The 11,843-nt window shown below is 44.0% G+C and carries 12 protein-coding genes; 9 read left to right on the top strand and 3 right to left on the bottom strand.

What is annotated here, in order from left to right:
- Positions 1 to 31 precede the first annotated feature (31 nt).
- From P0M11_RS04325 to P0M11_RS04305, 5 genes are all read left to right on the top strand, one after another.
- A complete protein-coding gene (locus P0M11_RS04325) occupies positions 32 to 970 on the top strand; it encodes a ribose-phosphate pyrophosphokinase (protein ID WP_275624608.1) in 939 nt (312 codons plus the stop codon).
- 102 nt (positions 971 to 1,072) lie between these two features.
- Positions 1,073 to 1,708, top strand: coding sequence for a 50S ribosomal protein L25/general stress protein Ctc (locus P0M11_RS04320; protein ID WP_275624607.1), 636 nt, complete (start codon positions 1,073 to 1,075; stop codon positions 1,706 to 1,708).
- A 139-nt stretch (positions 1,709 to 1,847) separates the two neighbouring features.
- Entirely contained in the window at positions 1,848 to 3,074 is a 1,227-nt protein-coding gene (locus P0M11_RS04315; protein WP_275624606.1) for a cysteine desulfurase, read from the top strand.
- 71 nt (positions 3,075 to 3,145) lie between these two features.
- The gene (locus P0M11_RS04310) at positions 3,146 to 3,697 is read left to right on the top strand and encodes a DUF3575 domain-containing protein (protein WP_158063015.1); all 552 of its coding nucleotides are present in this window, start codon (positions 3,146 to 3,148) and stop codon (positions 3,695 to 3,697) included.
- 53 nt (positions 3,698 to 3,750) lie between these two features.
- Positions 3,751 to 4,182, top strand: coding sequence for a nucleoside deaminase (locus P0M11_RS04305; RefSeq protein ID WP_275624605.1), 432 nt, complete (start codon positions 3,751 to 3,753; stop codon positions 4,180 to 4,182).
- Between the two features lie 8 nt (positions 4,183 to 4,190).
- Here the strand turns inward: P0M11_RS04305 and P0M11_RS04300 are convergent, their stop codons facing one another.
- The 3 genes from P0M11_RS04300 to P0M11_RS04290 all read right to left on the bottom strand — a co-directional run bounded on the left by P0M11_RS04300 (position 4,191) and on the right by P0M11_RS04290 (position 7,688).
- A complete protein-coding gene (locus tag P0M11_RS04300; protein ID WP_275624604.1) occupies positions 4,191 to 4,949 on the bottom strand; it encodes a type III pantothenate kinase in 759 nt (252 codons plus the stop codon).
- An 18-nt stretch (positions 4,950 to 4,967) separates the two neighbouring features.
- Entirely contained in the window at positions 4,968 to 6,812 is a 1,845-nt protein-coding gene (locus P0M11_RS04295; protein ID WP_275624603.1) for a M1 family metallopeptidase, read from the bottom strand.
- 66 nt (positions 6,813 to 6,878) lie between these two features.
- Positions 6,879 to 7,688, bottom strand: coding sequence for a GLPGLI family protein (locus P0M11_RS04290; RefSeq protein WP_275624602.1), 810 nt, complete (start codon positions 7,686 to 7,688; stop codon positions 6,879 to 6,881).
- Positions 7,689 to 7,838: 150 nt separating this feature from the next.
- Here P0M11_RS04290 and P0M11_RS04285 point away from each other — a divergent pair, with 150 nt between their 5' ends.
- The 4 genes from P0M11_RS04285 (at position 7,839) to sufD (ending at position 11,800) form a co-directional block, all read left to right on the top strand.
- Positions 7,839 to 8,168, top strand: a complete 330-nt coding sequence (locus P0M11_RS04285; RefSeq protein WP_158063010.1) for an iron-sulfur cluster assembly accessory protein — start codon at positions 7,839 to 7,841, stop codon at positions 8,166 to 8,168.
- A gap of 48 nt (positions 8,169 to 8,216) precedes the next feature.
- Positions 8,217 to 9,665, top strand: coding sequence for a Fe-S cluster assembly protein SufB (sufB, locus tag P0M11_RS04280; protein WP_158063009.1), 1,449 nt, complete (start codon positions 8,217 to 8,219; stop codon positions 9,663 to 9,665).
- 65 nt (positions 9,666 to 9,730) lie between these two features.
- Positions 9,731 to 10,474, top strand: coding sequence for a Fe-S cluster assembly ATPase SufC (sufC, locus tag P0M11_RS04275; protein WP_275624601.1), 744 nt, complete (start codon positions 9,731 to 9,733; stop codon positions 10,472 to 10,474).
- Positions 10,475 to 10,492: 18 nt separating this feature from the next.
- A complete protein-coding gene (sufD, locus tag P0M11_RS04270; RefSeq protein ID WP_158063007.1) occupies positions 10,493 to 11,800 on the top strand; it encodes a Fe-S cluster assembly protein SufD in 1,308 nt (435 codons plus the stop codon).
- Positions 11,801 to 11,843 lie beyond the last annotated feature (43 nt).

Raw genomic sequence — 11,843 nt, 5'->3', positions numbered from 1 at the left:
TTTTAAATTTGTACCCTAAAAAAAAGTAAAAATGGCTCAACAATTAAGCTACCTGTTTTCTACCAGAACCAGCAAGGATTTAGCGGCAAACATCGCCAAACATTATGGACAGGAAATGGGTAAGATCAATTTCCAGGACTTTAGCGACGGTGAATTTGAACCTGTTCTGGATCAATCTGTACGTGGTGGCAGGGTATTCCTGATTGGCTCCACCTTCCCTCCAGCGGATAATTTACTGGAGCTGCTGCTAATGATCGATGCTGCCAAAAGAGCTTCAGCAAAGAATATCACCGTTGTAATTCCTTATTACGGCTTGGCCAGACAGGACCGAAAAGACAAACCGAGAGCTCCAATCGGTGCCAAACTTGTGGCTAACCTACTAACGGCAGCCGGAGCTACCAGAATCATGACCATGGATCTCCATGCAGACCAAATTCAGGGTTTCTTTGAAATTCCGGTGGACCACCTGTACGCTTCCACAATATTTATTGATTATATTCAGTCACTTAAGCTGGATAATCTGACCATCGCTTCACCGGACATGGGAGGTGCCAAAAGAGCTAAAAATTATGCGGGACATCTGGGTGCAGAAGTCGTAATTGCCTATAAAGAAAGGAAAAAAGCAAACGTAATAGAAGAGATGTTCCTGATTGGTGATGTAACCGACCGTAACGTCATTCTTATTGATGATATGATTGATACTGCCGGAACCCTTTGCAAAGCCGCGGATATTTTGATGGCCAACGGTGCCAAATCCGTACGTGCGATGGCCACTCATGCGGTATTATCCGGTAAGGCTTATGAAAACATTGAGAACTCAAAGATGTCTGAGGTTATTGTGACGGACTCAATTCCGATCAAAACCGAACTTTCATCCAAAATAAAGGTGCTGTCCTGCGCTTCCTTATTTGCAGATGTGATGAAGATGGTACACGAACACAAATCCATCAGTGACAAGTTTATTATCTAAATTTACGCACTCCGTAAATCAATTGAATCCTCCAGGTTTGGGGGATTTTTTTTGTAGAATAAAATGTCTATCTTTGCACCCTAAATTTTTTAACATTTTACAATGAAATCAATTACAATTCAAGGCGCAAAAAGAGAAAGCGTGGGCAAGAAGTCTACAAAAGCTTTACGTGATGCTGAATTAGTTCCTTGTGTTGTTTATGGAGGTGCCGAGCCTTTGAACTTCTCTACAGATGAGAAGTCTTTCAAGAACTTGGTTTATACTCCGGAAGCACACACGGTAGAACTGGTTATTGACGGCGAAACTATCCCGGCAGTACTTCAGGACATTCAGTTTCACCCAATTACCGACAAAATCCTTCACGTAGATTTCTACCAGCTGTCCGAGGACAAGCCTGTAGTTATGGAAGTTCCTGTGAAAATTACAGGACGTTCCAAAGGAGTTATGGCAGGTGGTGTGCTTCGTCAGTCTTTCAGAAAACTGAGAGTGAAAGCATTGCCGGCTAATCTTCCGGATGAAATTGAAGTAGACATTACTCCATTGAAAATCGGTGGTAAAGTATATGTAGGTGATATCAAATCTGAATCTTTCACCTTTATGCACCCGGATAATGCGGTTGTTGCCGCTGTGAAGATGTCCAGAACTGCTATGAAAGGTGGTGCTGCTGCAGACGATGATGATGAAGAAGAAACTGCAGAAGGTGAAGTTCCGGCAACTGAGCAGGAAAACGCTGAGTAAGCAGATCGCTTTTATAAATATTAAACCTGCCCTTTCCGGCAGGTTTTTTTGTCTTTACACCAACTGCCAGACCCAAACTTACCTGCGTAAGGCAGGTTGTTCTTATTTTAAGTAAATTTGAAGGCTTTAAAGCTCACTTATGATTAACCTATCACAAATACGTGCTCAGTTTCCGATACTAAACCGGGAAATACACGGAAAACCCCTCATATATCTGGACAATGCAGCCACATCTCAAAAACCGTTATCGGTGATTGAGGTGGAAAGTAATTATTACAAAGAACTGAATGCCAATGTACACCGTGGCATTCACACTCTGAGCCAACTGGCTACTGACGAGATGGAAAACTCCAGGAAGAAGGTTCAGAAGTTCATCAATGCCAAGCATGATTACGAGGTAATTTTCACGAAAGGAACTACCGAAAGTATTAATCTTATTACCTATGCCCTGTCCAATTCGGGCAAATTATCTAAAGATGACGAGATCATTATCACTCATCTGGAACACCACTCCAATATCGTACCCTGGCAGATGCTGTGCCAGCGAACCGGTGCCAAACTGAAGGTGATTCCAATTAATGAAGAGGGTATATTAAACCTGGATTTTTTAAGGGAGAACTTAAGCGACAGAACAAAGATCGTATCCTTTAACTACGTTTCCAATGCGCTTGGTATTGTTAATCCTGTGCAGGAAATGATTTCACTTATTCGTCAGAATTCCGGGGCCTGGATCGTTGTGGATGGTGCCCAGGCCGTCCCACATTTCAAAGTGGACGTTCAGGCCCTGGATTGTGATTTCTTCGCTTTTTCCGGACATAAGATGTATGCACCTACCGGAACCGGCGTGCTATACGGTAAAGAGGCAGTTCTGGAATCACTGGAACCCTTTCACGGCGGCGGCGAAATGATTGCCACCTGCTCATTTGAAAAGACCACATATGCCGCATTACCGTTTAAATTCGAAGCCGGCACACCCAATATTGCGGGTAATATAGCCCTGGGAGCAGCGGTGGACTTTATTGAAAACATAGGACATGAAACATTGCAGCAACATGAAAATAACCTGCTGAAATATGCTCAAAACAGATTGCTGGAGATAGAAAAGCTCACTGTTTACGGTGAAAAAGCACACCGCACCGGCGTGGTGTCCTTTAATCTCCAAAATGCCGGTATCAGTTCGGATGTAGGAATGATCCTGGACAAATTGGGTATTGCAGTACGTACAGGACATCACTGCACGCAGCCCATTATGGACTTCTTTAATATAGCGGGTACGGTTCGTGCGAGTTTTGCTGTTTATAACACAAATGAAGAAGTGGATGCATTGGTTGAAGGCGTAAAAAAGGCGCAGCGAATGCTGTCATAGAATGCGAGTAAGGTTATTAAAAAAAAAGTTTCAGCAGAGGAAAAATTGGATACTTTTGTAAAAAATAAACCATGAAAAAAACAATTCTGGCAATCGCTTTTTGCCTGTCCATCATCAACTTAAACGCTCAGGAAATTGAGGCTCCACGCAGGAATGATATCGTGGCAGACCCTTTCCTGCTTATTGCGGTACCGTTGGTGAATGTATCCTATGAAAGACTGTTGAATGAAAATTCAGGTTTGGGCGTAAACGCGATGTTTACATTACAAAATGATTCTGACAGTTTTTCCCAGATCTCTCCTTATTACAGGATGTACTTCGGAAGAAAATTCGCTCAGGGCTTTTTCCTTGAGGGTTTTGTGCCCATTACCACTACAAAGGAGTATGACATGATCTATTTCAATGATGAATTCGGGGGTTATTACACTGAAGGTAATGAAAAAAACACAACGACCGTTGGACTGGGCTTTGGCGTGGGCGGCAAGTGGGTTATCAGAAACGGTTTGGTTATTGAAGCCAGCGGAGGTATTGGACGTCGGTTTGGCGGCAACCTGGACGATTCCTGGGACGGCGGAGACGGTGTAACCGGCAAAGTTATGGGAGGCATCGGATACCGTTTCTAAAAAAGAAAAAATGTTTTAAAATGAAAGCTTTAGTTTTGTACTGAAGCTTTTTTATGTTTACAGACGAATATTTTATGAGAGTTGCACTTCAGGAAGCTGAGGCTGCTCTTGAAAAGGAAGAGGTGCCGGTAGGCTGCATCATTGTATCCAATGGCCGTATCATAGCCCGCGCACACAACCTGACCGAAGTATTAAATGATGTGACAGCTCATGCTGAAATGCAGGCCATAACATCCGCAGCCAATTACCTTGGCGGAAAATATCTCCTGAACTGCACGCTCTACGTTACCCTGGAACCCTGCGTAATGTGCAGCGGTGCGCTCACTTGGTCGCAAATTTCCAAAGTGGTTATAGGCGCACGCGACCCACAGCGCGGCTTCATCAACAAAAACCTCAGTCTTCATCCCAAAACAGAGGTCGTGACCGGAGTACTGGAGTCCGAATGTGCTGCAATTGTCCGGGATTTCTTTAAAAGCAGACGGTAAGCCAAGCCTTATAGGTCCTTACCCAAATAATACAGGCCTTTCAGCGTATGCAGACGGTCGGCGACATGTATCTTATCTGTTAAAGGCTTATAGACATGGGAAACGCCGCCGGTAGCAATAACAAAACACTCATCCTGTACCTCAGCGTTAATGCGTTCAATGAAGCCTTCAACCATTCCCAGGTAGCCATAAACCATACCACTTTGCATGCAGGTCACCGTGTCCAGTCCAAGTACACTTTTAGGTTTTGTCAGTTCGATTTCGGGAAGCTGAGCGGTATCGTGGATCAGTGAGTTCAGGGAGGTAATGATGCCGGGAGCAATGATGACCCCAATGGTTTCACCGTGTTCGTTAAGACAGCTGGCCGTGAGTGCGGTACCGAAATCAAAAATAATTTTCTTTTTTCCGGGGTAAATATAGTGAGCAGCCACCAGATTGGCATAGATGTCCGTCCCCATCTGCTCGGATTTGGGCTGCACCGGCGAAGCTGTTTTGCGGTCCACCAGGATAGGCTGTCGGTTATGCATTTTTTGGATGGCCCTTGTGATATCATAGGTGAGTTGCGGCACTACGGAACCAATGATGATTCTGTCAATATCGGCTGCCTCAATTTTATGCGCCTGATACATCATCATGAACTGCATCTGTAGCTCATCACTTGTTCTGTAGGGCTTTGTATTGATGATCCAGGAAATATCACAGTTGTCGCCATCAAACAGTCCGAAACGTATATTCGTATTGCCGATGTTTATTACAATAGATTTCATCGTAAGAGCTGGCGTAAGTTATTTAACCTCTACGAAATTGTCTTCGGGATTGATATCGGCCAGACGCTGTGAAAAGTCAATTCCAAGTGCTGCTATCTGAGCTTTGGAGTAAGGAACCGTAAATGTATATTCTTTCTGCGTCCATGGCCAGTACCTGAGCGTTGTAAAGCTGCCGTAGATATCTTTTGATTTCCAGGTATGCGTCATATTAAGCGGAATCTGATAATTGACTACCTTATTATCTTTGGTCAATACTGAAAAATCTATCGGCATGGGAACGCCACCTTTATTCTCCAAAGTAACTGTAGTGCTGTTTCCGTCGTGCTTCACCTCTTTCACCGCGTAATCGATTGTCTTGGTTGTATTGATCCAGTAATGCTGGAACCATTTCAAATCCATTCCCGAAACCTTTTGGGCAATATGCATAAAATCGCGGTCTGTCGGATGTTTCAGTTTCCATTGGTTATAAAACTCTTTCATCACAGCGTTCAGTTTATCCTCTCCCATAATATAGCCCAGCTGCACAAGGAAAAGTTCACCCTTTACATATGTTGCGAACGAATAAGCGGTACCGTTTTCATGATGGTCGCCCAGCCAAACGGCCGGCTCCTCTATACCTCTTTTAACAAAATTCCGGTAATTGTTAAGACTGGCAAGGAAAGGATTAGGCTCGGGTTTTTCGGGTGGAAAAAACTGATGCATAATCCTGCTGTCATAATAGCTGGTAAAGCCTTCATCCATCCACGGTCTCACACTTTCATTATAGGCCAGTATCTGCTGGTTCCAGGAGTGTCCGCCCTCATGCACCATCAGACCAACCAAATCTTCCAAAGTCTTGGCTTCGCCTAACATCATAGTTACCATGCCGTATTCCATACCGCCGTCGCCTCCCTGAACAAAGGAATAGCTGGGGTATGTGTAACGTCCCACGGAGCTGTTCATCAGCTGGAAGAATTTTTCCACATAGGGTTTGGACTCTTCCCAGAGTTTTGTTTTTTCAGACTTCTGGTATACATAATATATTTTAGGACCATCCAGAACAGTGAAGGTTTCAACAGTATAATCTCTGTCGGCGGCCCAGGCAAAATCAAGCATATTTTTAGCATTCCAGCGCCACGTTGCTTTATTGTCTGCCCCGGCTTTCACTGATGCGCTTGGCGAATAACCCTTTACTTCAGTGGGGTTCAGAAGTGTACCTCCGGCGCCAATCACGTAATCACGGTCTATCTTAATATTGACGTCAAAGTCGGCGAAAGGAGCGTGGAATTCCCTGCCGATATAATCAAAAGTGGCCCATCCGTCGTAATCATACTCTGCAAGTTTAGGATACCACTGCGTCATAGTCATATCAATTCCTTCGCGGTTGTTGCGGCCGGCACGGCGGATTTGCATAGGTATTACTGCATCCCACTCCATCGTAAATACTGTCGTTGAATTGGGTTTAACAGGCGTATCCAGGGTCACTTTCATTATTGTTTCCTGAACTTCGAACTTCAGGTTTTTACCGTTCTGACGGATCCAGTGTATGTTTTGAGCTCCTTCCTCATTTTTAGGGATGGAAGCAAGTGTTGAAACACCACCTTTCTGCAGTCTGGAATCGCCGTTCTTGCCTAAACTCTGAGTCCGTTGGTCCATCATTGAACCGGGTTTGAAGGCATTCCAGTAAAGATGAAAATATACCTCCTTCAGTTCGTCCGGTGAATTATTCGTGTAAGTGATGGTTTGTTTGCCATTGTAGGTGAAATTGACTGCATCAACATCGATATCCATTGCATATTTTGCAAACTGCTGATAATACGGACCCTGCTGACCGGTAATTAATGTTCCAATAAAAAGTACTACTACTAAAAGAACTCTGCTCATCTATTTCTGAATTTAAAATGGGAAGATAAGAAAATTTATTGTTTGACCGTTTGAAGGTAAGCCGCGTTATCTTTCCAGCGGGTTGCTCATTCTCTCCAGCATTTCTTTTGAGCGGTTCTCCATTTCTCTCCTGCGGTTGGGGTCTGCCTGAGCGGCACCACGGTTGCCGCCGGCACGTGAGCCGCTACGCATCATAAATGATGTAGGGTCTGCCCTGAATTTCTGCATCTGCTTTTCGAAATCGGCACGCTTAAGTTGAACTATGTTTCCGCGGCTAACAAACATTGCAGGTGCTGCGATTTTCTTCACTTCTTTCAGGTTGAATTCATAATGACCGTCAGCATCCTCAACTTTTACAATCAGGCCGGGAAGGCCAGAGAATTTATAGGGTCCTTCCTGCAAGGGAATATCCTGGGTAAACCAGGCACTCCATTTTCTGCCTGCAAAATCAGCCTCTGCTTTCTGAGTTTTATAGCTGCCTATAACCGCGGTTTCAGGAAGTATTTTCCACTTCATATTCCTGTCTTCCTCATACTGATACTGATCCCTTCCAATTCTTCCCGTATACAGGATTTTCTGCTCACTCAGATCCTTTTCAATCCGGTAATTTATATCGCTGCGCAGGCCAGCCATTTCCGCTGAACTGAAGTTTCTGGTTTCCCACATTCGCTGCATCACAGAATCGCGTTTATAATTATTTTCACCGTAGAAGACGGATCTTATGCCGCTTACATCCAGAAAAGCAAGTTCTTTCTGCGTTGCTGATAAATCCGAAGCGTTAGATTTCATCAGTACTTCGTATATGAATCGGGTGTCCTGTGCATTTGAAATTGCGCTAAATAATAGGCAGACAAGCAGTATCGTAATTTTCTTCATAATAAAAATTGTAGCGGTTGGATTAAACAAAATGGGAATGGTTAAGGACGCCTGCATCTATTTCGCTGATAGACAAATATACCGCGGCGAATTTGATATTCATTATATTATTAGTAATTTTGCAATCTAAAATCAGTCTAAATAAAAACAATGATAAAAGTTAGCGATCACGCAAAAGAAAAGGCTGTACAACTCATGACAGAGGAGGGCTTTAAGCCTTTTGAAGACTTTATCCGCGTTGGTGTGAAAAGCGGCGGCTGCTCAGGTCTGGAATATGTTTTAAAGTTTGACAGCACCAAAACCGAAGCCGACCAGGTTTTTGAAGATAATGGGATAAAAATCATTATAGATAAGAAATCAATCCTTTATCTGGCGGGTACCACACTGGAATATTCCGGGGGCCTGAACGGGAAAGGATTTGTGTTTAATAATCCCAATGCAAACCGAACTTGCGGCTGCGGGGAATCTTTCAGTTTATAATTTTACGCACAGCGCAGCGATTCTGCGCGGTGCGGGAATAAAGAAAAAATGGCAAAATATACAGAAGACGATCTAAGAGAAGACCTGAAAACCAAGGAATACGAAGCTGGTTTTTATACAGATATAGAGTACGAATATTTCCCGACAGGACTTAACGAGGAAATTGTGCGGATGATCTCGGCCAAAAAAAATGAGCCGGAATGGATGACGGAATGGCGTCTTGAGTCTTTCCGGATCTGGCAGAAAATGACAGAGCCTACCTGGGCAAACATTAAATATGAACAGCCCGATTTCCAGGCTATTAAATATTACGCAGCACCTAAAGTAAAGCCTGAACTGGCCAGCCTGGACGAAGTTGATCCGGAACTGCTGAAAACTTTTGCCAAACTGGGCATTAACATTGAAGAGCAGAAAAGGCTCTCCGGTGTAGCTGTGGATATCGTGATGGACTCTGTTTCTGTGAAGACTACTTTCCAGGAAACACTGAAGGAGAAAGGGATTATTTTCTGTTCCATCTCAGAAGCCATTCAGAATCACGGTGAACTGGTGAGACAGTATCTTGGAAAAGTGGTTCCCAGAGGCGATAACTTCTATGCCGCGCTCAATTCCGCGGTTTTCTCGGACGGCAGTTTCTGCTACATCCCAAAAGGCGTAAAATGTCCGATGGAACTTTCCACTTACTTCCGTATTAACCAGGCCGGTACCGGACAGTTTGAAAGAACGCTGGTAATTGCTGACGAGGGAAGCTATGTAAGCTATCTGGAAGGATGTACCGCTCCCGCACGCGACGAAAACCAACTTCACGCGGCTGTTGTGGAACTATTGGCGCTGGATGGTGCCGAAATTAAGTATTCCACCGTACAGAATTGGTTCCCGGGTGACGAAAGCGGTAAAGGCGGAGTATATAACTTCGTAACCAAACGTGGGCTTTGCGAACGGAATGCAAAAATTTCCTGGACTCAGGTTGAAACAGGCTCGGCGGTTACATGGAAATATCCCAGCTGTATCCTGAAGGGCGACAATTCTGTGGGCGAATTCTACTCCATCGCAGTGACCAACAACCACCAGTATGCGGATACCGGTACCAAGATGATCCATATCGGCAAAAATTCCAGATCGACGATTATCTCGAAGGGAATTTCAGCCGGGAAATCAAACAACTCCTACCGAGGTTTAGTGAAGGTAATGCCTTCAGCAAAAGGTGCGCGCAATTTTTCACAATGCGACTCCCTGCTTATGGGAAATGAGTGCGGCGCACATACCTTCCCTTATATTGAAATCAAGGACCCCACAGCACAGCTGGAGCATGAGGCTACAACTTCAAAAATCGGTGAAGACCAGATATTTTACTGTAACCAGCGCGGTATTGATACCGAGCGCGCGATTGCTCTTATTGTAAACGGTTTCAGTAAGGAAGTTCTGAATAAGCTCCCAATGGAATTTGCCATTGAAGCCCAGAAACTTCTGGAAATCTCTCTGGAAGGATCCGTAGGTTAATCTAATTTTAAGAAACAGCAAAACAGGACCCTGCAAAGGGCCGTCTGTCATTCAATATAACTATTATGCTAAGAATCAATAATTTACAAGCCCAAATAGAAGACGGGACGCAAATACTTAAGGGTGTGAATCTGCAAATTAATCCGGGCGAGGTTCATGTAATTATGGGGCCTAACGGCGCGGGAAAGTCAACACTTTCATCAGTAATTGCAGGAAAAGAAGACTACGAAGTAACTGCAGGCGAAATCGTTTTTGAAGGTGAAAATATCGTAGAGGATGCTCCTGAAGAAAGAGCACGCAAAGGTATTTTCCTTTCATTCCAGTATCCTGTAGAGATACCGGGTGTTACAGTGACCAATTTTATGAAGGCGGCACTTAATGAAACCCGCAAGGCCAACGGACTGGAAGATATGCCTGCCAAAGAAATGCTGGCCCTGATCCGGGAAAAGTCTGAGAAATTAGGAATTAAGAAGGATTTTCTGTCCCGCTCTCTGAACGAAGGATTCTCCGGTGGTGAAAAGAAACGTAATGAAATTTTCCAGATGATGATGCTGAACCCAAAACTGGCTATTCTGGATGAGACCGATTCCGGTCTTGATATTGATGCACTGCGCGTTGTAGCAGATGGCGTGAACGCTTTCAGAAATACCGACAATGCCGTTCTGATTATTACTCACTATCAGAGACTTCTGAACTATATCGAACCTGATTTTGTACACGTCCTGGCCAATGGACAAATCATCAAAACGGGGGATAAAAATTTGGCGCTGGAGCTGGAAGCTAAAGGATATGACTGGCTTTTGAACTAATTTGAAATAAAAATCATAATGGCTTTATACGAGCAAATCATAGATACACATTCCCAGTTCCTGCAAAGCCTGCAGCATTCGTTTTTGGATGACAGCCGGACTGCGGCACTGGCACGTTTTGCCATGGAGGGTTTCCCTACCAAAAAAGACGAGGAATATAAATATACCAACCTGAAAGAGGTAACCGAAAAGGAGTATAATTTCTTTCCGAAACCGGAACACACCATCAGCCGTGAGCAGATTGATGAACTGCATCTGGGCGAGGAAAATTTTGACTGGATCGTATTCATTAACGGCCGGCTTCATAAGGAATACTCCAAGATATCAATCGAAAATGCTGAATTCCTGTCTTTCAACTATGCGCTGAACGACCCCGAATACCGGGAGGTTTTTGATAAATATTTCAATACCATAGCTTCTCAGGAGTTGGCACTTACCAACCTTAACCAGGCCTACTGCAAACACGGATTTTTCCTGAAGGTTCCAAAAAATGTGGTCATAGAGAAGCCTATTCACGTATTCTACATTTCTCAGAATCAGGATACGAACACCTTTTACAACACCCGTAACCTGCTGATCGCGGAAGAAGGATCAAAGGTTGAGGTCATAGAAAGCCATCATAATTTCGACGACACTTTTGTCTTCACCAATACAGTAACCGAGATCTTCACCTACCAGAATGCAAAAGCCGACTGGCACAAGGTTCAGAACGACAGTCCGAACACTTACCTGATTGACCATACTTATGCAAAGCAGGAGCGTGACAGCCTTACTACTGTAAATACATTCTCCTTTGGAGGAAAACTGGTGCGCAATAACCTGGATTTCATCCATAATGGCGAAAACATTAACTCTTTTATGAATGGTATCACCATTATTGGCGACGAGCAGGTGGTAGATCATCATACTGCGGTACATCACAGGACTCCGAACTGTGAGAGTTACCAGAATTATAAGGGAATTTTTGGAGATAAAGCGCACGGTGTTTTCAACGGGAAGATTTTTGTAGATAAAATCGCCCAGAAAACCAACGCCTATCAGCAAAACAATAATGTCCTTTTGGGCGAAGGTGCCTCCATTGACACCAAACCTCAGCTGGAAATTTTTGCAGATGATGTTAAATGCTCTCATGGCTGTACCGTTGGTCAGCTCAATAATGATGCTATGTTCTACCTGCAGGCACGCGGTATTTCCAAAAGCAAGGCGCGGGCGCTGCTTCTTTACGCTTTTGCAAACGACGCCATGCAGAATATCGATATTGAACCTCTTAAAATCAAGATCTCCAAACTACTGGCCGAAAAGCTGGAAGTGGAGATGGAGTTCTAACAAATATCTCTGAAATCAAAAAAAACCGCCACTTCTAATAAGT

Origin of the sequence: Kaistella sp. PBT33-4, from assembly GCF_029194425.1 — a bacterium.
Classification (GTDB): Bacteria; Bacteroidota; Bacteroidia; order Flavobacteriales; family Weeksellaceae; genus Marnyiella.
This window is presented reverse-complemented; position numbering and strand designations above follow the sequence as displayed.

Excerpts from the sequence above, each read along its gene's own strand:
- P0M11_RS04325 (WP_275624608.1), top strand. The coding sequence starts at position 32 with ATGGCTCAACAATTAAGCTACCTGTTTTCTACCAGAACCAGCAAGGAT.
- P0M11_RS04320 (WP_275624607.1), top strand. The coding sequence starts at position 1,073 with ATGAAATCAATTACAATTCAAGGCGCAAAAAGAGAAAGCGTGGGCAAG.
- P0M11_RS04315 (WP_275624606.1), top strand. The coding sequence starts at position 1,848 with ATGATTAACCTATCACAAATACGTGCTCAGTTTCCGATACTAAACCGG.
- P0M11_RS04310 (WP_158063015.1), top strand. The coding sequence starts at position 3,146 with ATGAAAAAAACAATTCTGGCAATCGCTTTTTGCCTGTCCATCATCAAC.
- P0M11_RS04305 (WP_275624605.1), top strand. The coding sequence starts at position 3,751 with ATGTTTACAGACGAATATTTTATGAGAGTTGCACTTCAGGAAGCTGAG.
- P0M11_RS04300 (WP_275624604.1), bottom strand. The coding sequence starts at position 4,949 with ATGAAATCTATTGTAATAAACATCGGCAATACGAATATACGTTTCGGA.
- P0M11_RS04295 (WP_275624603.1), bottom strand. The coding sequence starts at position 6,812 with ATGAGCAGAGTTCTTTTAGTAGTAGTACTTTTTATTGGAACATTAATT.
- P0M11_RS04290 (WP_275624602.1), bottom strand. The coding sequence starts at position 7,688 with ATGAAGAAAATTACGATACTGCTTGTCTGCCTATTATTTAGCGCAATT.
- P0M11_RS04285 (WP_158063010.1), top strand. The coding sequence starts at position 7,839 with ATGATAAAAGTTAGCGATCACGCAAAAGAAAAGGCTGTACAACTCATG.
- sufB (WP_158063009.1), top strand. The coding sequence starts at position 8,217 with ATGGCAAAATATACAGAAGACGATCTAAGAGAAGACCTGAAAACCAAG.
- sufC (WP_275624601.1), top strand. The coding sequence starts at position 9,731 with ATGCTAAGAATCAATAATTTACAAGCCCAAATAGAAGACGGGACGCAA.
- sufD (WP_158063007.1), top strand. The coding sequence starts at position 10,493 with ATGGCTTTATACGAGCAAATCATAGATACACATTCCCAGTTCCTGCAA.